The sequence below is a fragment of the Belliella alkalica genome (assembly GCF_022549785.1).
Classification (GTDB): Bacteria; Bacteroidota; Bacteroidia; order Cytophagales; family Cyclobacteriaceae; genus Belliella; species Belliella alkalica.
Genome location: NZ_JAKZGO010000001.1, coordinates 401,855 through 425,402, shown reverse-complemented (window position 1 = coordinate 425,402; position 23,548 = coordinate 401,855). Strand labels below are relative to the sequence as shown.

The following is a 23,548-nucleotide window of genomic DNA, read 5'->3' as shown; positions in this document are numbered from 1 at the left end:
TGATAACCAATTTTAGGAAAATAAACCGAAAATCTCACGATCGACTTGTCCAACAATGGCAGAAAAATCTTCTTGATTTGCTACAAAATCCATATCATTTACATCTACGATCAACAATTTACCTTTGTCATAGGCAGCGATCCAATCCTCATAATGTGAATTGAGGTTTTTTAGATAATCAATTCTGATAGCGTTCTCATAATCTCTTCCTCTTTTTTCAATTTGTCCGACAAGTTTCGGGATATCAGCTTTCAGATAGATCAATAAATCCGGAGCTTTCACAAAATTGATCATCGAATGGAATAGATTAAGATAGTTGTCATAGTCTCGCTGACTGATCAAATTGGATTTGTAAAGATTGGCTGCAAAAATATAGGCATCTTCATAGATCGTCCGATCTTGGATGATGGAAATATTGCTATTTTGGATCAAATTGATCTGATTGAAGCGACTATTAAGAAAATAAACCTGCAAATGGAATGACCACCTTTTCATATCTTCATAAAAATCTGCCAAGTATGGATTGTTGTCCACTGCTTCAAACTCAGCTTTCCAGCCATAATGTTTGGCAAGTTTTTCTGTTAGGGTAGTTTTTCCACTACCAATATTTCCTGATACCGCTATATGCATTTCCTTAAAATAAATTTGAAAGAGACCTTTTATAATGGTCTCTTTAATAACATTTCAATGCCATTTAGATAAGACCTGCCAGGTTTTCTATTAAATTAGTAAAGGTCTCTAATTTGTCAGGGAAGACCAATAAAAGATTTAAATCTGGCAGGTCTGTTTTCTTAACTAAACGACATTGAATAATAATTCTGTATGATTCTATTTTTTGTATTTCCAACTAGATACCTGTAGCAACTTAAGTAATGTGTTTACAATACTTTTAGATGCTGTTTTCAGTTGACAGTTGAATTTATCCGCATGATTTTACTAAGTGTTGATCTTACCTTCAGGTGCCATTTAGGATAATTGTATTTTACTTTTTGAACTGTGAAGAAACAACTACCTCTTTGCTTCCTGCTATGTACTTATAAAATCCTTCTCCTGTTTTTGCTCCTTTGAATCCTGCTTCAACCATATTTACCAAAAGAGGGCATGGGGCATATTTAGGATTACCAAAGCCTTCATGAAGCACTCTCAATATAGAAAGACATACATCCAAACCAATGAAATCTGCCAGTTGCAAAGGGCCCATTGGATGTGCCATTCCCAATTTCATCACAGTATCGATTTCTTCAACACCAGCTACACTTTCATAGAGGGTGTAGATTGCTTCATTGATCATTGGCATCAAAATCCTGTTTGCTACAAAACCAGGATAGTCATTTACCTCGACAGGGACTTTCTCCAGCTTTCGAGATAATTCCATTATTTGCTCTGTCACTTCATCTGAGGTAGCATAGCCTCTGATTACTTCGATCAACTTCATCACTGGAACTGGATTCATAAAATGCATTCCAATTACCTTATCTGGTCTTGAAGTAACCGCGCCTATTTTGGTAATAGAGATCGACGAAGTATTGGAAGCTAAAATGGTATGTTCAGGACATAATTTATCCAATTCCCTGAAAATGTCTAATTTGATATTGACGTTTTCAGTCGCTGCTTCGACTACCAAATCGACATCTTTCACCCCTTCTTCAGTAGAAGTGAATGTTTCAATGTTTGCTAAAGTGTTTGCCTTATCAGTTTCAGAAAGCAATCCTTTGGAAACTTGACGGTCAAGATTTTTGCTGATAGTGGCTAATGCTTTCTCCAAAGCATTCTGATTGATATCTATCATCGAGACTTTGTATCCATGCTGGGCAAATACGTGTGCTATACCATTGCCCATGGTTCCTGATCCGATTACTGCTATATTTTTCATGTATAAAATGGGTTTATATGATCTTTTCGATTTTCAAATCTAAATCGATTCGCCTCCTTTTCCAATTTCTACTTCAAGTAATTTAATTACCTTTGGGATATGAAAGAATTGGGGAAAATCAATAGCCTATTGATCAATAGGTTTACAGCCAACGGGGCTTATTTGGCACTTCACGATGGTGAGGAAGTTTTATTACCTAAGAGCTATTTACAGGAAGATTTCAAAGAAGGTCAGGAAGTTGAAGTATTTGTATATACAGATAGTGAAGATCGTCCAGTTGCAGTAACTAACCGACCAGTAGCATTGTTGGATGAATTTGCAGTGATGGAAGCCAAAGAAATCACCCGATTTGGTGCATTTATGGACTGGGGCTTACCCAAAGATCTATTCGTTCCCAAATCGGAAATGCATGTAGACATGGAGGAAGGTGAAAAGTACCTAGTTCGTGTATGCATGGATTTCAAAACTGACAGACTTATAGGAGTTAGTAAGTATGAAGACTTTTTGGAGCTGGAGACTAGAGGATTTGAGGAAGGGCAAGAAGTAGAGGCATTGATTTTTGCCGAGACAGATTTGGGTTTCAAAGCTTTGATTGAGAATGCCTTTGAGGGTTTAATCTATAAAAATGAAGTGTTTACAACAATTGAGTTGGGCGATAAGGTAAGAGCTTTTGTCAAAAAGAGGAGAGAAGATGGGAAATTGGATTTGAGATTGGAACCTATCGGGAGGGAAAAATACGAGGAAGGGGCTGAAAAAATCCTTTCTGTTTTAAAAGTAAAGAAATTTTTGCCCCTTCATGATAAATCATCCCCTGAATCCATCAAAGAGTTATTGGGAATGAGTAAAAAGCACTTTAAGCAATCTATTGGTCAATTGTATAAAGCTAAGATAATCAAAATTTTAGATAATGGGATTGAACTTGTCTAATTTAATTTGAGTATTTGATTTGGAGAAGTACAAAGCACTGCTTTGTTTTTCATAATGGCTATAGGAGCCTTTATCAAATGTGGATATCGCACTAAGATCTGCAACCAGCTATCATCATCCCAGGTTTTGCCGGCAATATGATTTTGATAGTCAGGGTGTGCTCTATTAAGAAGATCCTTGGGACGCATGGATAATTTATCAAGAATTGACCTCCAACCAGTTGTAGTGATCTTTTCCTTATCCATGTCAATTAAATTTACATGGTTTGCTACTGCATGCGCATAGGCTCTTACTTGCTTATCAACACTATGTGTAGGATTGTAGTAAAAGAACAGTTCGTTTGGGTGCATTTTCATGATTTTATTGATTAATTGAAATTTAATATAGTGTTATTCTAAGTTAAATCAAAATTAAATGATTATTTTATTTTCAGTAGCAGTATGTTATATATGTGATTGTTGATAATGGATTTAGAAAGTTTCAATATAAAAAGTAAGGCTGAGTACAACAGCAACAAAAAGACCAAGGAGAAGCTGAAAAACATCAAGTCAAAAACACTTGATGTGATGTTTGAAAAGTCTCATGATGAAAAGTTTGAAAAAATTGATTGTCTCTCTTGTGCCAATTGCTGCAAAACTACAAGTCCAATTTTCATTCAGACTGATATTGATAGATTGGCGAAAGTTTTCAGGATGAAATCATCAGATTTTATTGATACCTATCTTTATAGAGACGATGATGGAGATTATGTATTGAAAAGTTCACCATGTCCTTTCTTGAATGATGATAATACCTGTTTTGTATATCAAGAAAGACCAAAAGCATGTAGGGAGTATCCGCACACAAATAGAAAAAACATGCAGGGAATTCTTAATCTTTCGCTTCAAAATACACTTGTTTGTCCAGCAGTCTTTGAAATTTTTCAAGACTTTGGCAAAGATTTTAGGAAGTAAAGCTAAGACTTTACTATTTTAGGGCTTTAAACCTATTGAAGAATAACTATGGATAATAAAGAAGAGCATTTTTTAGGTGTTGACGTTGGAGGCACCCATTTGAAAATCGGCTTGGTAAACAAGAAAGGTGAGATTGTTTCTTTTGACAAAGAAGATACCACACCCTATAGAGATGACCCGAGGGGATTTAACACCTGTTTTATTGAGGGAGTAGGGAAGTATCTCGAAAAATATCCTGAAGTAAAAAAAGTTGGTATAGGACTACCAGGTCTTATTTCAAAAGACAGAACCACTACATTGGAAATTCCAGCCATCCCAGCTTTGAATGGATTCAATCTCAAACAAGGACTGTTGGAGAAATATCCAAACACAAAGTTTTTCCTCGAAAACGATGCTGCAGCTGCCGCTTTGGGTGAGTTCCGTTATGGAACATCAAATCCTTCAGATAACTTTCTATTCATTACCATGGGTACCGGGATCGGAAGCGCATTGATTTTGAATGGAGAGGTATTCAAAGGATCTAGAGGAAATGCCATGGAAATGGGGCACATGCTTTCTAGAGGAAACGAAGGATTGGAGCGAATCATTGGTAGAGATGGGATTTTGAGAATCATGGATAGAATGATTCGTGCTTATCCCGATCTTGCTGGAGAATTGGTAGGTCAGGAATTGGGTACACACCTTCTAGTAGATACTGCCAAAAAAGGAAACCAAGTTTCATTGATGGTTTTTGAAGAAGTAGCCAGGGTTTTGGGAGAAGCGATTGTTTCTACAATCCGGATTTTAGATGTGACAGAAGTTTACTTTGGTGGTGGAATTTCCGCAGGCTTGGAATTCATGATGCCAGCTTTGGATAAAACTGTAAGACAGTTTTTGACCAAGTATTATGTTGAAGACTTGCAGTTAAGCAAAGCAACCTTGGAAAATAATGCAGGTACGCTCGGTGCTGCTGCATTGTGTTTTATGGAAGATTAAAAAGTTTGATTATCGGTAATTACACCAATAGGTGAATTTGCCGACTAAATAATACAGATTATTGTTATTAGTTGATTAGTTTTTAGTGCATCAATTGACTTAAAATACATCAATTTATTTGGTTACAGTTAAGTGCCAGAATGCATGTTTAATTTTATTGATTCTCAAAAGTATTTATTTACCCTATATAAAAAGACTTATTTCAATGAAATAAAAAAGCCTTTGAAAAATCATTTTCAAAGGCTTTAATTTTTATGGATCCAATCTACTTATCGTGACTTCACTGACTTTGTTGATGGCATTGAGTCGAAACATTACCTTCAAAGGTTGTTTAGATTCATCATGATTGTCGCAGTTATCGCTCGGTTCGAGGAAGTAAAAAAAGAAACTCTGGCTTTTGTCAACAAGCATTACCCTATCTGGCCTTCCAAATGTTTTGATTAATTGTTGGTTATTCGCACCCAAGAAATCATTTTTTATCCTTTGGATTTCATCTATTTGCTGAATCCTCAAACCATTACAGCCATATCTGTCCTTTTTCCAATTTTCAATATCAAGACTTCCTACTTCTAGTTTTCCTGAGCAGGAAAATGTACCCAAACCTAATATGAAAATTAATAGGTAAAATGTGTTACGCATGTTGCTGTTCATTGGTGATGGATTTTTGGAATTTTTTGACGACATTTTCGTTTTTCCAAAGCCAAAAGTAAGAGGAGAATCCATACATAGAAAGCACAATGATGATTATATTTTGAGGTAAGAAATCCAAACCTATATACCAAGCTGCTATTAGAAACAATGCAACTCTTGCAATTTCTTGAACATGATACATACGACTTTGTTCAAAAATACCAGAAAAGCTAACTGTACTCCAAACAATAAGAAAAGACAAGCCAACTTTCAAAGGCCAATCAAAATTTTCTAAATTAAAAAGAAAGTAAGCTGTGATTCCCATCAAAACCACATATTGAAAAAACACATAATAGTTCAATGCTTTTGGAACAGTTGTGTCAAACTTTCTGTAATTTTCATCTACTTCTTTTACACCTCTATATCCTCCCAGATAATCTGGCAGCCATCCAGGTTTATTGAACATATACCTTATTTTGTCCGACCAATTTGGGATTTGCTTCATTTCCTCTTTCATCGTAGCGTAATGCGACAAATTGACCCATACAGGATTCCAGCTATTTACAGGAACAGTAATGCCATAAGTTGGTTTTTCTTCTTCTTCCTGAAAAGTCCCAAACCATTTGTCAAAGATGATAAAAGTCCCTCCGTGATTTTTGTCAATGTATTTTGGATTTCTTCCATGGTGTACCCGGTGATGTGAAGGTGTATTCATGAATTTTTCCAAAAAACCCATTTTTCCAATTGCTTCTGTATGGATCCAAAACTGATAAAGAAGATTCAATCCAGATACCAAAACCAAGAAAACTGGATCAAAACCTATAAAGGCCAAAGGGAGATAGAAGAAAAATGTCCAAATAGTCTGTGTAGAACTTTGTCGTAAAGCTACTGACAAATTGTATTCCTCACTCGAATGATGTACTACATGTCCACCCCAAAAGAGATTGATTTCATGGGATTTTCTATGTGCCCAATAATAACAAAAATCATAGAGAAAAAACAGGATGAAAAAGGTCCAGATATTGTTTTGAATCTCAAAAAAAGCAAATTGCTCGTAAAGAAAAGTGTAAACACCAATTGAAAGAACTTTTATAAACACACCTGAAACTTGTGAGACCACTCCAAGGTTAATATTCGTAATAGCATCATTCATCCTGTAGCTTGGATTTTTTTGAAATCTCAAGACGATCAACTCTATTCCCATCAAAAGAAAATATATTGGAATGGCAATTATTACTGGACTCAGATTCATCTTACATTCAGGTTATTGGGTAAATTCTGCTTGAAAACTACTGATAAAAACTGAATAAAGGAAAAAACCTATTCGATTTTGCTAAGCATAAATCTTTATATTAGCGCCTTAAAACTATCATCATATGTATTACCGATTTGGAAAAGTATTTCATTTTATATCAGTTCTGGTATTCACCCTATCATTTTTGTACATCTACGCCTCATTATCAGATGTCGTGGCGTATCAATTGGATGAAAATGGTGGCTTCCTGAAAAGTGTCCCAAAAGAAACCTTTTTTTATTCTGGAATTATCCTGTTTATAGTTTTGAATGTGCTCATGATAGTACCAGGAAAAATGATTGAGAATGGAAGTACCACAAACCTCAAAAGAATTTTCCCAAAAGGAGAGTTTCTAAGTGATGTCATGATCGCATGGATATACAGTTTTGTAGGTATTATCAATATTTCCTTGACGATAATGACGTTGTTTATCCACAGTATCAATAATCAAAATGAAATTGCTTCAAGTCAATACAATGTTTTTTTCTATCTCATTCCAGTGTTGTTTGTGGTATGGATAGGAGGTCTTTTCTGGATTTTGATTCAGAAATTTAAGGCTGTTCAAGCCAACAGTATATAATATTTCCCAATAATTAGTAACTATTTCAAATGGCAGAAAACGTTCAATATACCGAAGACAGTATCAAATCACTTGATTGGAGAGAACATATCAGGCTTAGGCCAGGGATGTATATCGGAAAGCTTGGTGATGGTAGTGCTCAAGATGATGGTATCTATGTATTGGTAAAGGAGATTCTCGATAACAGTATCGATGAACACATGATGGGTTATGGCAGAACCATTGATATCAAGATTTCTGAACATAAAGTAGAAGTGAGGGATTATGGGAGGGGAATTCCATTGGGAAAGGTGATCGATTGTGTCTCAAAAATCAACACTGGTGGAAAATATGATTCAGGAGCTTTCCAAAAATCAGTTGGTCTGAATGGAGTAGGTACCAAAGCTGTAAATGCACTTTCTGATTTTTTCAAAGTTCAATCATATAGAGATGGAGAAACGAAAGTTGCTCAATTCGAAAAAGGGATTCTTGTCGAAGATAGAAAAATAGAGAAATCTTCTGACAGAAATGGTACAAAAATCATTTTCTCACCAGATTCCAGTGTTTTCAAAAATTACCATTTTATCCCTGAGTACCTAGAAAACCAAATTTGGAATTATGCATTTCTTAATGCAGGTCTTACGATCAATTACAATGGCAAGAAGTTTTTCTCTGAAAGAGGACTTTATGATTTGTTGACAAGAAAAGTAGATGAAGAAAGTGCTAGATATCCAATAATTCACCTCAAAGGCAATGATATAGAAGTTGCGCTTACACATAGCAACCAATATGGAGAGGAATATTACTCATTTGTAAATGGTCAATTTACCACCCAAGGGGGGACGCATTTGGCGGCCTTTAGAGAAGCTATTGTAAAAACCATAAGAGAGTTCTACAAAAAAGATTATGACGCTTCAGATATTCGCCAAAGTGTCGTAGCGGCAATTGCTGTAAGGGTACAAGAACCCGTTTTCGAATCCCAGACAAAAACAAAACTTGGATCTCAAACTATCGGTGGAGATGGGCCGACATTAAGGACTTTTGTAAATGACTTCCTCAAGGTTGAACTTGATAATTATTTACATAAAAATCCTGCTGTTGCAGATGCCTTGTTGAAAAGAATTTTGCAATCTGAGAGAGAGAGAAAAGAGATCTCAGGTATCAAAAAGCTTGCAAATGAAAGAGCAAAAAAAGCGAATCTTCACAATAAAAAACTTAGAGATTGTAGAGTCCACTATGATGATGCCAAAGGTGATGAGGACAAAAGGAATAATACGATGCTTTTCCTCACTGAAGGGGATTCTGCTTCAGGTTCTATTACAAAGTCGAGGGACGTTCAAACACAGGCAGTTTTTTCTTTGAGAGGAAAACCCTTGAATTGCTTTGGTATGACCAAAAAAGTAGTGTATGAAAATGAGGAATTTAACCTTCTTCAACACGCTTTAAATATAGAAGATGGAATAGAAAATCTAAGGTATAGAAAGATCGTAATCGCCACAGATGCAGATGTTGATGGTATGCATATTCGCTTGTTGATCATGACCTACTTCTTGCAATTCTTTCCAGATTTAGTAAAAAATGGGCATTTATACATATTAGATACGCCATTATTCAGGGTGAGGAACAAAAAAGAAACAATCTATTGCTACACGGACGAAGAGCGCCAAAGAGCTATCCATAAATTGGGGAAAACAGCTGAGATCACTAGGTTCAAAGGTCTTGGTGAAATTTCCCCAGGAGAATTTGGGACATTTATTGGTGAGGATATTAGGTTAGAACCAATCATCCTAAACAAAGAGACCAAAATAGCTGATCTTCTAGGATTCTATATGGGAAAAAATACTCCTGATAGACAGACTTTTATCATTGATAATTTGAAAATTGAAAAGGACATTGTACATAATGATCCTGAGAAAGATCAAAAAGAAAACGAAGAAGAAGCAGCGTAACCGAAGGCAATAGTATTGAAATACAAAAACAAGTATGAGCGATCAAATCAACGATAAACCAGAAGACAAAGAAGGAGGTCTGCATGAATCAGTTCCAGTTACAGGAATGTACAAAGAGTGGTTTTTGGACTATGCTTCTTATGTAATTTTAGAAAGAGCTGTACCCGCAATAGAAGATGGTTTGAAACCTGTTCAACGTAGAATCCTTCATTCCATGAAGGAAATGGACGATGGACGATTCAATAAAGTAGCCAATATTATTGGTCAATCTATGCAATATCACCCTCATGGAGATCAGTCCATTGGTGATGCCATTGTCAATTTGGGGCAAAAGGAATTATTGATCGAGACGCAGGGAAACTGGGGAGATATCAGAACAGGAGATGGCGCTGCTGCTTCACGTTATATTGAAGCGAGATTGTCCAAATTTGCCTTAGAAGTAGTTTTCAATCCACAGACTACAGAGTGGCAACTGTCTTACGATGGAAGGAAAAAAGAACCTGTCACTTTACCTGTCAAATTCCCTTTGTTGCTAGCACAAGGCGTGGAAGGGATTGCTGTGGGATTATCTACAAAAATTCTTCCTCACAACTTTATTGAACTTATCAATGGGTCAATTCAAATCCTGCAAGGAGAACGACCTTACCTTTTACCAGATTTTCCTACAGGTGGATTAGCTGACTTTTCAGAGTATAATGAAGGACAAAGAGGTGGTCGTGTAAAGGTTAGAGCAAGAATTGAAGAAGGGGATAATAAAACACTTTTAATCAAGGATATACCATTTGGGACTACGACTAATTCATTGATTGAATCCATTATCAAAGCAAATGATAAAGGAAAGATAAAAATCAAAAAAGTAGTAGATAATACTGCCAAAGATGTAGAGATTCAGATCCAATTGGCTCCAGGTCAATCACCGGATATGACTATTGATGCATTGTATGCATTTACGGATTGTGAAGTAAGCATTTCGCCAAATGCATGTGTGATCATCAAGGACAAGCCTGTATTCCTGTCAGTAAATGACATCCTACAATACAATACCAAACAGACCAAAGAGCTTCTCAAAAGGGAGCTTGAAATCCGTAAGGCTGAATTGATGGAGAAATTGCTTTTCTCTTCTTTGGAAAAAATATTCATTGAAAATAGAATCTACAGAGATATAGAGGAGTGTGAAACATGGGATGCCGTAATTCAAACAATCGACAAAGGTTTGGATCCATTCAAACCAGATTTTTACAGAGATATCACAACCGAAGATATTGTCAGATTAACTGAAATCAAGATCAAGAGGATCTCGAAATTTGATGCTTTCAAGGCGGATGAATTGATGCGCAAACTGGAAGAGGAGCTCAAAGAGGTTAATTACAACCTGAAGCATCTTACTGCTTATGCAATCAAGTATTATGAAAACTTGCTGACGAAGTACGGAAAAGGAAGAGAAAGAAAAACTGAGATTAGAACATTTGACCAAATTGAGGCCACAGTCGTAGCAGCAAACAATGCCAAACTTTATGTAAATAGAGCTGACGGATTTGTTGGCTATGGTTTGAAAAAGGATGAGTTTGTCTGCGATTGTTCTGATCTGGATGATATCATTGTTTTCAGAAAAGATGGAAAATGTATTGTTAGCAGAATTCAGGAGAAAGGATTTGTTGGCAAAGATATCCTTCACGTTGCAGTCTTTAGAAAAGGGGATGAGAGAATGGTTTATAACCTTATCTATCTCGATGGTGTGACAGGTAGGGCAATGGTCAAAAGATTTCAGGTACTAGCAGTTACTAGAGATCGTGAATATGAACTTACCAAAGGCACCAAAGGCTCTAAAGTCCTCTATTTCACAGCCAATCCAAATGGAGAAGCAGAGATTGTTACAATCTATTTAACCCAAGGGGCAAAAGCCAGGGTAAAAGTATTTGATTTTGACTTTAGTTCAATAGAGATTAAAGGTAGGGGAGCAGGAGGAAATATTCTCACTAGATATCCTATCCGAAAGATCCAACTCAAGATGGAAGGTGTATCTACACTTGGCGGCCTAGACATTTACTTCGATAAGTCAGTTGGTAGGTTGAATACAGATCAAAGAGGGGTTTTGATAGGTAATTTCCTCGGAGAAGATAGGATCGTCGTTTTCTACAAAAATGGTGAATATGAATTGACCACTTTTGAATTGACAAATAGATATGAAGCTCAAAATGTACTTCTGATCGAGAAATTTGATGCGCAAAAAGTGGTGTCAGCAATCTATTATGATGGAATTTCCAAAACTTACTTCGTAAAGAGATTCCTAATTGAAACATCGACTATCAACAAGAAATTTAGTTTCATTTCAGACCACAAGCAATCCTATTTGAAGATCATATCTACAGAAAAACAGCCTCAGGTGAAAGCTAAACTTCAGAAAGGCAAAGAAGTAGAAGAGAATGAATATGATTTGGATATGCTGATTGATGTCAAAGGATGGAAATCTGTAGGAAATAAATTTTCCTCGCATCAAGTATTGGAAATGGAATTGATCCAACCAAAGAAAGCGCCTGAGCCGGAAGTGATAGATCAGGAATTTAGTGACGATGATTCAGGTTCTGATGATCCTGACGATTCCTTGGAAATAGGATCAACAATTGATTTGAATATCAAAAAGGAAGATGAGGATCAACTTGGATTGTTTTAGAAATCGATATATCATCTGAATTTAGATTTATGGATTCAATTGAAAAAGAGTTCTTGGCTTATTTGAGTGGCTATATTACACCTCATAAGCTGGCACTGATGGAAGAGATCTTGTCAAAAAGAACACGCTATTTTACAGTTGTATTAGAAGATATCTACAAGCCACACAATGCTTCAGCCGTTCTTAGGACGGCTGATTGCTTTGGTATTCAAGATGTATATATTGTCGAAAAGAGTCAAGAGTACAAAGTAAATCCCTATGTAACCAGAGGAGCAGCCCAATGGGTAGATATACATCGCTATAGTAATTATGGAGGGAATGCCGTGGAATGTTGTGTCTCTGACTTGAAGAGCAAAGGTTTCAAAATCTACGCAACCAGCCCGCGTGAAGATAGTATCTCAATCCATGATTTGAAAGTAGATGAAAAAATCGCATTAGTATTTGGTAATGAACATGAAGGGGTGAGTGAAGAGATGATTTCACAGGCAGATGGATTGGTTCATATTCCTATGGATGGCTTTACAGAGAGTTTCAATATTTCTGTAGCGGCATCGATTTTTTTGTTTGACCTGCAAAGAAAAGCCTCTGCATCAAATATCCCTGATTTTTACATTGGTGAATCAGAAAAAGAACTCTTAAGATCAAAATGGTACAGGGAAATAGTCAAGTATTCAGAGATTCACGAAAAAGAGTTTTTGAAAAACTATAGTCAATAAATTTTTAATAGATCATCGATATGGATTTCTTGATCTCCTGTTTTTTAATCCTACCAAATAGATACTTCCCAGACTCAGGCAAAACAAGGAGCTTACTATCATAAATAAAGGTCTCGCAGCTAATTCATTGAAATATGGATGCGCTACTAGGTAAACCAACGGTAAGCCTACCAATCCTCTAATGATCATAACCACTGCAAATCCATATAGCAAAAAGTTGATCAGTGATAATTTTCCTTTTCTTTTTGCTGCAAAAAAAGTGAAGAGAGACACCATACCAAGAATAAATGCAATTCCCAAAGTTGTGATAACCGGTTCAATCATCCCAGCTTCTGATTGTTTTGCCATTTCTGAACCCGCACCAAAAAATATATACCATTCAGCACCTCCAATTACAATCCCAATGTGTAAAATAGAAATAAGTGCTGTGATAAATCCTGCTGATAAAAGCCATTTATTCATACTCAAATATAAACAAAAGGAGCTTTTTTGTAAATAAAAAGCTCCTTTTGTTTGAATTTCAGTGGAAGAACCCTTAGTTCTTCGTAGAATTAGGTATTAGAAATCAAAAATTAAGGAGCGTAGCCCTGTTTTCTAAATTCCTGCAGATAAATGTGAGAATTCAGGGCTACGCCCCTAGTAGGGGGGGTGTTATGAAATTTTCTACGAAGATAATAGGGCTAACGCCCCTTTTTTGAATCGTGCTATTTCTTTACGATCGGTAATGTGATGCTGCTAGGGTATTTGCTTGAATGATGGATGTTGTTGGTGGCAACTATTCCCTCTGTCTCATCATAAGTATTTCCTCCAGTATTCATGTTTCTGTCAAATCTAGGGAAGTTAGAAGATGATACTTCTATTCTGATTTTATGTCCTTTTTCAAAATAGTTAGAAGTGGACATAGGGGTCATATTTACTTCATAGACTTTTCCCTTTTCCATGAAAACCTCTTTTTCGTATCCTTCTCTATACCTAACTCTCTGGATTGTTTCATCGAGGTTGTAGGCACTTCCATCAGGATAAACATCAATCAGTTTGATCGTAAGGTCAGTGTCTTTTACATCAGTAGAAAGGAACAATTTTGATTCTATAAATCCACTAATTTCAACTCCTTCTTCAAGGACTTCTGAAGTGTAAACCAGAATGTCTTCTCTCAATTCCATTTCTTGTTGATCCCAAGAGCCTCCTTGTATAGCATTTCCTGTACAGCATACATTTCCTCCATAAGAATTCACTGGATTCATTGGGTCATATTTGAAAGAGTCAGGATTGTCTTTGCTTGGCTTTTTCTTAGTCAATGAACCGTCTCCCAATCTGGAATTTGCCTTGCCCTTACTATCCAAATAGAATGTTGTCATTTCTGCTTCTTTTGGTGGCCAAGTATCTGAAGATTGCCATTTGTTGGAACCCATTGTGAAATATTGCACTTTCGGCATTTCTTCTTTGATCTGGTTTTTTTCACCCTTTAGCCAGAAGTCAAACCAAGCATAAGTCAGTTCATTATAATTTAATCTTGCGTCCCCGACAGATCTTTCCCCAACAATCGTATTGTCAGTAGCTCGTGTATATGCGCAGTGTAGGGTAGGAGCTATCACCAAATATTGGTTTTCCCTGATTTTCGGATCTTTTGCGTTATCTCTCACATGATTGTACAAAGCCAAGTTTGGACTAGTAGCTACATCATACCATGACACAAACCAGAAACTTGGTTTTTCGAATTCCATATCATCATGAAAGAGCCCTCCTTCAAACCATTTTGGATCATTTGGCTTTCGGGTGATCATTTCTTCATAGATTCCTTTTGGACCATTTACATTTTTGATGATATCCTGTATTGGTAAATGATTTAATCCTTCTTTCCAATCAACTCTTGGATATCTTGGTGCCATGTCATAGAACCTTTGTAATCTCAATAAATCCTCCTGTTCGATTCCTTCTGGCAATCTTGGCGCCATTGGATCATGTTGAGTGCTATAAAGCCAGGTAGTAAATAGCATTTGACCAGCACCACCACGGTACCAGTTCCCCTGTTCGAAGTAATCACCGATTCTACCAACTCCAGCACCAAATCCCTGAGGAACCAATGCTGCATGTGCTGGGTGGTTCATAGCAGCTACAGCCATCTGCCATTCCGCAGTAGATGAACAGCCGATTGTACCGATTTTCCCATTGCTCCATTCTTGTGCTGCCATCCAGTCGAATGCATCATATCCATCTGTCAATGGTGTACCTAGAATATCCCATTCCCCTTCTGAAAAGAATCTTCCTCTTTCATTCTGAACAACATAAGCATAACCTTTTTGTACGGCATCCAATGCACTTTGTAAAGTTCTCGTAGTCAATTCTCCATCTCTGTATGAATTGAAGTTGTATGGAGTTCTAGAAAAAATAATTGGGACAGGTGTATCTCCTTTTGGACGATAAATATCAGTCGCCAACCGAACTCCGTCGCGCATAGGCATCATCACTTTTTGGTCAATGATTGCAATCTCATCGAGTTGTTGCAATACAGATTTTTCTTGAGCAATAACTTGCCCAAAAAGTAAGAACAAGAGAGGTAAGAAATAAAATTTTTTCATATTAGGATTTTAGTTTTAATTGGGTGGTTTTTGAATTTAGGCAAATACAACTAATCATTCGATAAATTGAGTCTTTTATAAAACTGTTTATATTTTTACTTTCAACATTTGGTATATTTTGAATAAGGCATTCTTATTTAATCAATATTTTAAAACTCTTAAAAATTTTTAGAGATAATTGCTGCATCCAATAAATTCTTTTCTAGTATAAAGAGAACAACTTAATCTAAAATAAAGATAAAAAATTTAAAACATTATTCTGAAAATATTTATATGAATGGACTTTATGAGTTTCCATTTCTATGCCTTTGGCTACGGCCGAAAATGTAGCAATCTATTTCTTTTGATTGATAGCTGTCGACAGTTCGCAATTATTGTTAAAAATCGAGTTTTTATATATTTGTCCTGAAGTAATCTTGGATAATTTTTAGGGGCTTCAGTTCCTTTTAAATTTCTCTCTCAATCCTTCAAAAACTGGTGTTCTATTCTTTTTTCTCTTTGCACGGGCTTTTTTTCTTCTCTTTTTGTCTTGTACCTTACTTTTTACGATCACCGTTCTTGCCGAAATCCCAACTTGGCCTCTGTAAAATTCCTCTCTACCAGACATGTTGAAATTTGGCTTGTAATCTAGGGAAATCGTGGTGTTTAACACAGTCATCTCAATTCCCGCTATCAGATCAATCCCATTGGTATTATTGCCATAAGTAGTAACAATTTCCATTGTTGCTGGATTTTTGACATTGCTTTCTTCCCAGCCTAAAGAATACCCCAATCCATAATAGTAGTTGAATCTTTTGGAAATTATAGGTTTATGCTTTTCAATTAAAAGGTGCATAGTAGTATTTCTACTAAAGTCAGATTGAATGATGCCTTCCAAGGTAACATGTTTTAAGATTCTTTGCTGAGCAGTGATTCCTACTGTCCTGCTAAAATCGTTAGAACCTAGTCTCAACCCAGCAGCTGTCCCATAGCGCTGAGCAAAGGACCCATTACTGCAAAATAGAAAGAAAGATAAAAGGAGAAAAGCTGTGAATTTTTGAATCATATTCTAATTTATAAGTGATTGTAAATCTTTGGGTTTAGTTTTTCCTTTAAAGAAAATTTCAAATGATCAATAACTATTCCATATTCCTTACCAATCATCATTGTTCTCTTCTAGTGAAGAGTTTTTCAGTTTTATCTCCTTTATAAAATCCTGATAAATTAATGCTCCACTTTCTGAAATTCTGATCTCGGATTGCAAGAGGAATTTGTTTGTTGCAATCAATTCCTCAAATGTTGGATTCTGAATATGCTTTGGGATTTTGAAGATTCTGGGATCTTGTTTATCAAATGGAGTTTTGATTTTTCCTCCATAAAAATAGGGAATCAAGGTTTCTGAACAGCTTATACCGATTTTATCGATTCTAAATTCATCAAAATGTTCTTGTAACCGCTCGTTTATTTGGTCAAAGAACTCCAGGGTTTCTTGTAACCTGATCCTTGAACCTGCCCTAGATTTTCCTTTGGTTTTCAGATGTTTGATTTGGCTTTTTCCTTGTTTCTTTCGAGTCATGTAGGCACGGAAAACTTTATGTTGATGACATTCGAAATTTTCAAAAAAGCCTACAGAGGCAATTCCTGAGCGAATCATTACTAATACATAGTTTTTGAAATCTGCTTCTTTTGGCTTTAATTTTTCAAAATCTAATTCGAAATCTAGAGGAAGTCGAATTATAATGATAACTTCTTTTTCTATTAAAAAATCAAGTTGATGTTTTTTATTATTATATTCGAGGGTAGCACCCTTAGATTTCATAAATTCAATAAAACTGAAAATCAAACTATTATCGAATCCTTCTACTTTCATCATAAATATTTTAATAAAGACCTGATAAAGGTCTTATATTTGCCAAAACACTAATGTATAAAAGCATGGATAATAAAATACCATATCTACTAGAGAAAATGTGCGATAAATCTGAAAGCGAGGCTTTTGATTATGCAGATAAGCTGGCAGAGATTGGTACTGAAGAAGTTGTAGATCTATTGATTGAAATCATAAAAGGGGAGGATCTAGACAATGCATATTTAGCTGCCAGAGCATTAAGTAAGATTGAAAACAATCAAAAAGCACTCGATCCAATCCTAGAAGCAATTCATGACAATAACAATAAAAACAAAAATGGACAATTTGTTCAAGCGCTTGAGGGATTTGATTTAAGTAATAAATTTGTTGATTTATTTAGAATTTACTTGTTTGGAAATTTTAAATCTTCAAATTTAGCAAAATATTATTTGGATTATGTTGAGTTTGAACTAACCCCGCGAGTTCTCAAAAAAGCTGAAAAACATTGGAAGCATTATGAAAATAATGTGTCCCATGATAGTGATGATTTCTTGATCAAAAAAGATGAAGTGGAAACAATACTTCAGGAAATCAAAGATCTTTTTCTTGAAGATTGACCAACCTTTCAAACTTATGAGAGTTTAAATAAATTATGGGAATAGAAAAAATCATATCACTTCATCAAGATTTTTTTGTGGATTTTGGGTTTGTTTTTGATCCCATACAGTTCTATTTTACCAAATCAATACCCGAAGGAAAGCAAGTTGTTTTTTTTCATCATATCCAAAATCCCGATGCTAACTACATTGAATATCAATTAGGTGTGAGATTGGATAGAGTAGAAAATATCATTAATGGATTTCTTCCATCTTTGGGAGATTTCAAAGATAGGAGTATTACCCATGTTGTACCAATTGATCAAATCAATAGGGAATTTCCAAGGAGATATTTTTTACAAGACAATTTAGATTTGAACAAAATTTTTGGAAAAATTGAAACTTTCTTCATTGAAGATGGATTCAAATGGCTGGATTACTATTCCAATCCCAAAAATTTGGAGTTTTTATTCAATAATAATCCGGATCAAGAGCTTATTACTCAGAATTTCACCTATAGATCTGCACGCGCAATTACTATATGCAAATTGTATAATTCAAAAGAATACGAACTCACTAAGAAAGCATATCTTGACAAACTCGAAGAAATGATGGTCACTCCATTTACCCTTGCAAGTTTTTTGAATTTGTTGGCACATCTAGAGAATTTGTGAGTTACCTAATTCGAATATAGCATCTGCAAATTTTCTAATTTTTTTTTACTCCTCTGACAGCCACCGCCGCCAACGGTTTATCAGGCCATGAATGTTTTGGATATCGCCTTTTTAGCTCTTTTTTAACTTCAAAATATGTGTTTTCCCAAAAACTTTTCAAATCTTCTGTAACCTGAACAGGCTTGAATCCAGGTGATAATAAATGCAAACGTAGGTTCACACTTCCATCGTTGATGCGAGGAGTTTCCATCCAACCAAATACTTCCTGAAGTCTTACTGAAAGTACAGGATTGTCGCCATGATCTGAATATTCAATTTTGATATTGCTGCCACTTGGAACCTCAATCTTTTAAGGAACCAATTTGTTGAATGTATTTTGCTGGTCAAATGTTAGGGAATGATATAGGATAGAGGCTAAATCAAGCTTTTTGAAATCTTCAGGTTTTCTAACTTCACTCAGATAGGGCCCCAAAATACTTTTGTGGTTTTCAATGATCTTTTCAGTTGACCAATTAGGCCAATTTTCAGTTGGCCTCCATTTTCTAAGGCTTTGCATTCTGGCTTGAAGAGTGACCACCTTTTCCGAAAAATCAAGAAGTTTGCGTCCTTCTTGATGTATGGCATTGGAAAGTGCTTCCATCAAATCATTTTCTGATAAGTCCCTAATTGGAGTGGACCTTAGAACAATACTTCCAATGCTTAGATCCAAGCTTGCCACCAATCCTCCTTTTTTACTATCCCAAAGTACTTTTCTTTTTTCTTTGACAAATGGGGCAAGGTCTTTTGGGTTAAGAGGGGAAGCTAAGAATACCTTACCCATTCCTTCTCGAGCATCAATATGACTAATTGCTAACCATGATTCATTTGCCAAATCATCTTTATGGCCAATCATAGCAATTTTGCCATTTGCCAATTGAAACTGAGCATTGTTGCCTGGCCTCGCATAAGCTATTCTTTCGGGATAGGCTAAAGCGATTAGCGAGCCTGTCTCGAAGGAATCTACCATCGAATTGTCAATCTCTGCTTTGAAAAGCCTGCGATAATTTGAAGCAATTTTTTCTATTTTATTCAATCCTTTGATTGATAGATTTTCCCTTCTAGCTCTCCTTAATGCATCAATGCGGAGGTTGATATCTACTCCAGTGTCTGGAGCTAATGGGTCTCTTTCTTCCAAAAGTCCTGCAATATCTGCTGCCAAGGAAATTTTATCTTCATTTTCAGCAATCACTAGCATGTGGGCAATTCTAGGGTGTGCCGGAATTGCATGAATTTTCTTTCCATGTGGAGTGATTTTGCCATTTTCTACGGCATTTAGCTGAGTCAAAATATCAAAAGCCTGAGCCAAAGTCCCTACTGGAGGTGGTGTAAGCCATGTCAATTCCCTGATGTCCTTGATGCCCCATTCCAACATATCCAATACCATAAATGCCAAATCAGCTTCCAATATTTCAGGAGTTCTAAATTCAGCTAGGTTGGCATGTGTAGCTTTCGACCAAAGTCTATAGCAAGTACCGGGTTGAAGTCGTCCTGCTCGACCAGCTCGCTGATCCGCAGAGTCCTTTGCTATCCTAATTGTTTCCAATCTACTCAAACCTGACTTTGGGTCAAATTTTGATGTTCGTCCATATCCTGAGTCAATCACAATTGTGATTCCTTCAATAGTTAAACTTGTTTCTGCTATCGAAGTCGAAAGGACTACCTTCCTTTTGCCAGATCGATTTGGCATAATGGCCTGATACTGTGCAGTAGGTGAAAGTTGACCATATAGCGGATGGATGGAAAATTCGGGTAATTGCTTTCTTAAAATGGCTTCTGCTTTCTTGATCTCGCCTTGACCAGGCAAAAATACCAAGATATCACCTTTATCATTCTTACTTGCATCTATGACGCTTTTTGCAACCATTTCAGGCATCAACCATGGATCGATATCTCCAGCGTATTTGATTTCTACCGGAAACATTTTTCCATCACTCGAAATGACAGGCGCTTTAAGAAGCGATGAAAGTTGCTGCATATCCAATGTCGCAGACATTACCATGATTCTAAGGTCAGGTCTCAGCAGTTGCTGTGCTTCTCGGCAAAGAGCCATAGCTACATCTGCGTGAATATTTCTCTCATGAAACTCATCAAAAATAACCAATCCAACATCCTCCAATGCATTGTCAGAATGGAGCATTCTGGTAAGAATTCCTTCAGTCAATACTTCGAGCCTAGTATTGGTAGAAACTTGACTTTCAAATCTAATTCTATATCCAACCGTCTGCCCAACTTTTTCCTCCAAAAGTTCAGACATTCTCAAGGCTATCGATTTCGTAGCAAGCCTTCTTGGTTCCAGCATTAAGATTTTCTTTCCTTTCAAAAATGGTTGCTCAAGCAAAGCTAAAGGTAAAAGTGTGCTTTTTCCGGCACCAGGAGGAGCTTGCACGATCAATGTGTTGTTGGTATTCAGTTCTTGTATGACCTGTGGAATAATTTCCCTTACGGGTAGGTCTATTGAAAATGGATCAAAGTTCAAATCTTTCTATTTTGAGAGGGGCAAAGATAAAAAAAATCCGCTTTCTGACCCCAAAGAATCTATAGAAAGCGGATTTCATATAAATTGATCATGTATTTACTCTACTCTTGCAGCAGCTCTTCCATATTCCCAACGAATTTCGAATCCACCTTCAGTAACTTCATACACCAATCTTTCTTCCATTGTAGAACTTTGGCCTGATGGTACACTTACACGCAAAGCATCTTCTGCTTGGTCATAAGAATAAGAACCCCATTGTTTTGCTACTTTATTGAAGATGAAAGTAGATTCCATTTCTCCTGGAATTACAAAGAAACTGTATTTTCCTGCAGGCAAATCTTTACCTTGGATTTTGACATCCTTACTGAATTCAATAGTCGTAGCGTCATTTGCTCCTGCTCTCCAAACTTGACCTAAAGGTACCAAATCACCCCAGATGGTTCTACCTTTCACAGCAGGGCTGCTATAGTTGATGGTGATTTTTGCACCATTGATTTCACCTTCGGCTGTTTTTGCTGGACTAGGCTTTTCATCTTGCGCATTTGCAAAAAGACTAACTGTAGCAAACAATAAGGTCAGCAAGCCAAATTTTTTAAAGATTGATCTTTTCATATTATTTATTTGAGTTTAAAATAAGTTATTTAGACTGTTGAAATTTAGTCTGTTTTATTAATTATAACAAGATAAAATTTCACATCTCGTATTTGAACTTAAATTTTCACCCAAGCTTGCTTTTTATGGCTTTCAATAATCCTTTCACAAATCAATAGTTCTCTAAGTCCATCTTTGAAAGTTGGGAAAGTTGGTGCTGATGGTTGTTTTCCTTCTCTTACAGCAGCATATACTTCCTTAAACATTTGTTTGGAGGTATCAGGGAATCCTTCATTGTGCCCACCAGGAAAACTTATCAATCTTGCTGCTTCTGTAGAAAAAAGAGCAGGATCTTTCATCAGATGCTGATTTGCGGATTCTCTTTTTCCAATCCACATTTCATTTGGTTTTTCTGAACACCATTCAAAATTTGATTTGCTTCCAGCGATCTCTATGTTCAGACGGTTTTTACGACCTGCATTTACTTGAGAAACAGTCACAGAACCTTTGTTTCCATTGTCAAATCTCAAAAGAACTGTTGCATGATCTTCGGTATTGATTGGAACCTCAGCATAATCAGATGGGCTGAGCATTTTTCCTGAGTAAGTTTCAATTGGTTTCAGGGGCTTCAACCTTGTCTTGTGCACTGTAGAGAAATCAGCCATAACTTCGGTTATTTTCAAACCAGTCACATACTCAGTCAAGTCCAATAAATGTGATCCAATATCAGCTATTGCTCTAGAGTCTCCCGATTTATCAGGCTCCAATCTCCAGTTGTAATCAGTTTGTAAAAACAACCAATCTTGAAGGTATGAACCCATAATGCTATAAATATCACCCAATTCACCAGTTTCGCGCATGGTTTTCATTTGTCTCACCATTGGGTAATAGCGAAGATTAAAGTGGACAGCATTCACTAGACCTTTTTCTTCAGCCAATGCTACAAGCTCTTCGGCTTCTTCAATCTTTGTTGCAAGTGGTTTTTCACAAACTACATGCTTGCCAGCTAACAATGCAGCTTTAGATTGGGAGTAGTGAAGAAAATTTGGCGTACAAATATGGACTACATCTATTTCAGGATTTTGAAGCATTTCTTCAAAAGTATATGCATTTGGAATTCCAAGAATGGCTGCTTTTTCTCTTGCCAAATCAATATTGACCTCACAAAGAGCAACTACTTCCATGTTTGGCAATCTTCTCAATGCTTCCAGATGAGCTGGTCCTATAAATCCAGTACCAACGATTGCAGCTTGTATTTTTTTCATATTAAGGTTTGATAGTTTGTAAATTGAATAGATTCTAAAAAATAAATATAAGCTAAGATCTTTTTTTAACCTTTAAATCTCCAGATTTTCTTCAACTAGAGATTAGATTCAATAGATTATTTTAGAAGATCGAAATAGACGTGAGATATGAGATTAAGATGCGAGAAGCTAGTGTCTACGACTACGTCACCTCGACGACAGGAGAGGTCGCGATCCGTTTTTAAACTGGAAAGTTAAAATTGAAGTTAGGGAGTGAAATTCAGTATGAGATTTCTCCCTTTAGTCGAAATGACTTGTCTTTAAAACGAGAGTATATGTATAAAAAAAGTGTCAACTATTTTCAGAACGAGATAGTGGATTATTTAATCAAATATGTCTTTCCATTTAAATTTCAATACTGCGGTTTATCAAAAAAAATTCAACAAAATATGAACTGGCTTAGTTTGAGTATTTTAAATGCTTAAATTAAAAGGCTTAATCAATCAAAAGAAACAATGGCAAACTATAATCTTCGAGTAAACGGTAAGAAGTATGAAGTAGATGTTGAAGAGGACACTCCTTTGCTTTGGGTGTTGCGAGATCATCTTGGACTTGTCGGAACCAAATATTCCTGTGGGATAGCACAATGCGGTGCATGTACAGTTCATATCAATGGAGAAGCTACATTTTCTTGCGTTCTGCCTGTTTCGAGTATCGGAGATGATAAAGTGACTACGATAGAAGGACTTTCAGAAGATGGAGACCATCCAGTCCAAAAAGCATGGAACGAGATTGATGTAGCACAATGTGGCTATTGCCAAGCTGGTCAAATCATGAATGCTGCTTCATTCTTGAATAAAAATCCAAAACCATCTTTTGATGAAATTGATGAGGCCATGAATAGAAACATTTGTCGCTGTGGAACTTATCATAAAATCAGGGAAGCAGTAGCATTAGCAGCAAAAACTAAATAA

21 protein-coding genes and 1 pseudogene are annotated in these 23,548 nt (G+C 36.2%); 10 read left to right on the top strand and 12 right to left on the bottom strand.

Annotation, left to right across the window (positions count from 1 at the left end):
• Positions 1 to 12: 12 nt before the first annotated feature.
• Positions 13 to 630: a deoxynucleoside kinase gene (locus tag MM213_RS01640; RefSeq protein ID WP_241275998.1), complete on the bottom strand. Its 618-nt coding sequence runs from the start codon at positions 628 to 630 to the stop codon at positions 13 to 15.
• A 352-nt stretch (positions 631 to 982) separates the two neighbouring features.
• Positions 983 to 1,873, bottom strand: a complete 891-nt coding sequence (locus tag MM213_RS01635) for a 3-hydroxyacyl-CoA dehydrogenase family protein (protein ID WP_241409561.1) — start codon at positions 1,871 to 1,873, stop codon at positions 983 to 985.
• 99 nt (positions 1,874 to 1,972) lie between these two features.
• Between MM213_RS01635 and MM213_RS01630 the strand changes: the two genes are divergently transcribed.
• Complete coding sequence (locus tag MM213_RS01630) at positions 1,973 to 2,800, top strand: CvfB family protein (protein WP_241409556.1); 828 nt, start codon at positions 1,973 to 1,975, stop codon at positions 2,798 to 2,800.
• Here the strand turns inward: MM213_RS01630 and MM213_RS01625 are convergent.
• Entirely contained in the window at positions 2,797 to 3,156 is a 360-nt protein-coding gene (locus MM213_RS01625; protein ID WP_241409555.1) for an arsenate reductase family protein, read from the bottom strand. The genes MM213_RS01630 and MM213_RS01625 overlap by 4 nt on opposite strands.
• A gap of 108 nt (positions 3,157 to 3,264) precedes the next feature.
• Here MM213_RS01625 and MM213_RS01620 point away from each other — a divergent pair, with 108 nt between their 5' ends.
• Positions 3,265 to 3,753, top strand: a complete 489-nt coding sequence (locus MM213_RS01620; RefSeq protein ID WP_241409554.1) for a YkgJ family cysteine cluster protein — start codon at positions 3,265 to 3,267, stop codon at positions 3,751 to 3,753.
• A 48-nt stretch (positions 3,754 to 3,801) separates the two neighbouring features.
• Positions 3,802 to 4,728: an ROK family protein gene (locus MM213_RS01615; protein ID WP_241409553.1), complete on the top strand. Its 927-nt coding sequence runs from the start codon at positions 3,802 to 3,804 to the stop codon at positions 4,726 to 4,728.
• A gap of 252 nt (positions 4,729 to 4,980) precedes the next feature.
• On the opposite strand, the gene MM213_RS01610 is transcribed toward MM213_RS01615, so the two are convergent.
• Positions 4,981 to 5,367: a hypothetical protein gene (locus MM213_RS01610; RefSeq protein WP_241409552.1), complete on the bottom strand. Its 387-nt coding sequence runs from the start codon at positions 5,365 to 5,367 to the stop codon at positions 4,981 to 4,983.
• Positions 5,360 to 6,610: a sterol desaturase family protein gene (locus MM213_RS01605; protein ID WP_241409551.1), complete on the bottom strand. Its 1,251-nt coding sequence runs from the start codon at positions 6,608 to 6,610 to the stop codon at positions 5,360 to 5,362. Before MM213_RS01605 ends, MM213_RS01610 begins: the two co-directional genes overlap by 8 nt.
• A 124-nt stretch (positions 6,611 to 6,734) precedes the next feature.
• Between MM213_RS01605 and MM213_RS01600 the strand changes: the two genes are divergently transcribed.
• The 4 genes from MM213_RS01600 to MM213_RS01585 are packed head-to-tail and all read left to right on the top strand — an operon-like array spanning position 6,735 to position 12,547.
• Positions 6,735 to 7,232, top strand: coding sequence for a DNA topoisomerase IV (locus MM213_RS01600; protein WP_241409550.1), 498 nt, complete (start codon positions 6,735 to 6,737; stop codon positions 7,230 to 7,232).
• A 29-nt stretch (positions 7,233 to 7,261) separates the two neighbouring features.
• Positions 7,262 to 9,160, top strand: coding sequence for a DNA topoisomerase IV subunit B (locus MM213_RS01595; RefSeq protein ID WP_241409549.1), 1,899 nt, complete (start codon positions 7,262 to 7,264; stop codon positions 9,158 to 9,160).
• A gap of 34 nt (positions 9,161 to 9,194) precedes the next feature.
• Positions 9,195 to 11,831, top strand: a complete 2,637-nt coding sequence (locus MM213_RS01590; RefSeq protein WP_241409548.1) for a DNA gyrase/topoisomerase IV subunit A — start codon at positions 9,195 to 9,197, stop codon at positions 11,829 to 11,831.
• Between the two features lie 29 nt (positions 11,832 to 11,860).
• Positions 11,861 to 12,547 carry a TrmH family RNA methyltransferase gene (locus MM213_RS01585; RefSeq protein WP_241409547.1) on the top strand — a complete coding sequence of 229 codons (687 nt, stop codon included), beginning with the start codon at positions 11,861 to 11,863 and terminating at the stop codon, positions 12,545 to 12,547.
• Positions 12,548 to 12,559: 12 nt separating this feature from the next.
• Here the strand turns inward: MM213_RS01585 and MM213_RS01580 are convergent, their stop codons facing one another.
• From MM213_RS01580 to MM213_RS01565, 4 genes are all read right to left on the bottom strand, one after another.
• Positions 12,560 to 13,009, bottom strand: coding sequence for a hypothetical protein (locus tag MM213_RS01580; protein WP_241409546.1), 450 nt, complete (start codon positions 13,007 to 13,009; stop codon positions 12,560 to 12,562).
• A 242-nt stretch (positions 13,010 to 13,251) separates the two neighbouring features.
• Positions 13,252 to 15,126 carry a CocE/NonD family hydrolase gene (locus MM213_RS01575; protein WP_241409545.1) on the bottom strand — a complete coding sequence of 625 codons (1,875 nt, stop codon included), beginning with the start codon at positions 15,124 to 15,126 and terminating at the stop codon, positions 13,252 to 13,254.
• Positions 15,127 to 15,562: 436 nt separating this feature from the next.
• Positions 15,563 to 16,171: a hypothetical protein gene (locus MM213_RS01570; RefSeq protein WP_241409544.1), complete on the bottom strand. Its 609-nt coding sequence runs from the start codon at positions 16,169 to 16,171 to the stop codon at positions 15,563 to 15,565.
• Positions 16,172 to 16,258: 87 nt separating this feature from the next.
• Positions 16,259 to 16,978 carry a VLRF1 family release factor gene (locus MM213_RS01565; protein ID WP_241409543.1) on the bottom strand — a complete coding sequence of 240 codons (720 nt, stop codon included), beginning with the start codon at positions 16,976 to 16,978 and terminating at the stop codon, positions 16,259 to 16,261.
• A gap of 62 nt (positions 16,979 to 17,040) precedes the next feature.
• Between MM213_RS01565 and MM213_RS01560 the strand changes: the two genes are divergently transcribed.
• Both MM213_RS01560 and MM213_RS01555 read left to right on the top strand, forming a co-directional pair.
• Complete coding sequence (locus MM213_RS01560) at positions 17,041 to 17,571, top strand: HEAT repeat domain-containing protein (RefSeq protein WP_241409542.1); 531 nt, start codon at positions 17,041 to 17,043, stop codon at positions 17,569 to 17,571.
• A 35-nt stretch (positions 17,572 to 17,606) separates the two neighbouring features.
• Entirely contained in the window at positions 17,607 to 18,224 is a 618-nt protein-coding gene (locus MM213_RS01555; protein WP_241409541.1) for a hypothetical protein, read from the top strand.
• 34 nt (positions 18,225 to 18,258) lie between these two features.
• Here MM213_RS01555 and hrpB read toward each other — a convergent pair.
• The 3 genes and pseudogenes from hrpB to MM213_RS01540 all read right to left on the bottom strand — a co-directional run bounded on the left by hrpB (position 18,259) and on the right by MM213_RS01540 (position 22,595).
• A pseudogene (gene hrpB / locus MM213_RS01550) lies at positions 18,259 to 20,739 on the bottom strand (ATP-dependent helicase HrpB).
• A 96-nt stretch (positions 20,740 to 20,835) separates the two neighbouring features.
• Positions 20,836 to 21,351, bottom strand: a complete 516-nt coding sequence (locus MM213_RS01545) for a DUF2911 domain-containing protein (RefSeq protein WP_241409540.1) — start codon at positions 21,349 to 21,351, stop codon at positions 20,836 to 20,838.
• 98 nt (positions 21,352 to 21,449) lie between these two features.
• Complete coding sequence (locus MM213_RS01540; protein ID WP_241409539.1) at positions 21,450 to 22,595, bottom strand: Gfo/Idh/MocA family protein; 1,146 nt, start codon at positions 22,593 to 22,595, stop codon at positions 21,450 to 21,452.
• Positions 22,596 to 23,089: 494 nt separating this feature from the next.
• Between MM213_RS01540 and MM213_RS01535 the strand changes: the two genes are divergently transcribed.
• Positions 23,090 to 23,548, top strand: coding sequence for a (2Fe-2S)-binding protein (locus tag MM213_RS01535; RefSeq protein ID WP_241409538.1), 459 nt, complete (start codon positions 23,090 to 23,092; stop codon positions 23,546 to 23,548).

Bases quoted from the DNA above. Each gene is read 5' to 3' on its own strand.
- MM213_RS01560 (WP_241409542.1), top strand. From the start codon at position 17,041: ATGGATAATAAAATACCATATCTACTAGAGAAAATGTGCGATAAATCT.
- MM213_RS01620 (WP_241409554.1), top strand. From the start codon at position 3,265: ATGGATTTAGAAAGTTTCAATATAAAAAGTAAGGCTGAGTACAACAGC.
- MM213_RS01640 (WP_241275998.1), bottom strand. From the start codon at position 630: ATGCATATAGCGGTATCAGGAAATATTGGTAGTGGAAAAACTACCCTA.
- MM213_RS01595 (WP_241409549.1), top strand. From the start codon at position 7,262: ATGGCAGAAAACGTTCAATATACCGAAGACAGTATCAAATCACTTGAT.
- MM213_RS01575 (WP_241409545.1), bottom strand. From the start codon at position 15,126: ATGAAAAAATTTTATTTCTTACCTCTCTTGTTCTTACTTTTTGGGCAA.
- MM213_RS01605 (WP_241409551.1), bottom strand. From the start codon at position 6,610: ATGAATCTGAGTCCAGTAATAATTGCCATTCCAATATATTTTCTTTTG.
- MM213_RS01615 (WP_241409553.1), top strand. From the start codon at position 3,802: ATGGATAATAAAGAAGAGCATTTTTTAGGTGTTGACGTTGGAGGCACC.
- MM213_RS01565 (WP_241409543.1), bottom strand. From the start codon at position 16,978: ATGATGAAAGTAGAAGGATTCGATAATAGTTTGATTTTCAGTTTTATT.
- MM213_RS01540 (WP_241409539.1), bottom strand. From the start codon at position 22,595: ATGAAAAAAATACAAGCTGCAATCGTTGGTACTGGATTTATAGGACCA.
- MM213_RS01600 (WP_241409550.1), top strand. From the start codon at position 6,735: ATGTATTACCGATTTGGAAAAGTATTTCATTTTATATCAGTTCTGGTA.
- MM213_RS01545 (WP_241409540.1), bottom strand. From the start codon at position 21,351: ATGAAAAGATCAATCTTTAAAAAATTTGGCTTGCTGACCTTATTGTTT.
- MM213_RS01610 (WP_241409552.1), bottom strand. From the start codon at position 5,367: ATGCGTAACACATTTTACCTATTAATTTTCATATTAGGTTTGGGTACA.
- MM213_RS01555 (WP_241409541.1), top strand. From the start codon at position 17,607: ATGGGAATAGAAAAAATCATATCACTTCATCAAGATTTTTTTGTGGAT.
- MM213_RS01570 (WP_241409544.1), bottom strand. From the start codon at position 16,171: ATGATTCAAAAATTCACAGCTTTTCTCCTTTTATCTTTCTTTCTATTT.
- MM213_RS01630 (WP_241409556.1), top strand. From the start codon at position 1,973: ATGAAAGAATTGGGGAAAATCAATAGCCTATTGATCAATAGGTTTACA.
- MM213_RS01635 (WP_241409561.1), bottom strand. From the start codon at position 1,873: ATGAAAAATATAGCAGTAATCGGATCAGGAACCATGGGCAATGGTATA.
- MM213_RS01625 (WP_241409555.1), bottom strand. From the start codon at position 3,156: ATGAAAATGCACCCAAACGAACTGTTCTTTTACTACAATCCTACACAT.
- MM213_RS01580 (WP_241409546.1), bottom strand. From the start codon at position 13,009: ATGAATAAATGGCTTTTATCAGCAGGATTTATCACAGCACTTATTTCT.
- MM213_RS01590 (WP_241409548.1), top strand. From the start codon at position 9,195: ATGAGCGATCAAATCAACGATAAACCAGAAGACAAAGAAGGAGGTCTG.
- MM213_RS01535 (WP_241409538.1), top strand. From the start codon at position 23,090: ATGGCAAACTATAATCTTCGAGTAAACGGTAAGAAGTATGAAGTAGAT.
- MM213_RS01585 (WP_241409547.1), top strand. From the start codon at position 11,861: ATGGATTCAATTGAAAAAGAGTTCTTGGCTTATTTGAGTGGCTATATT.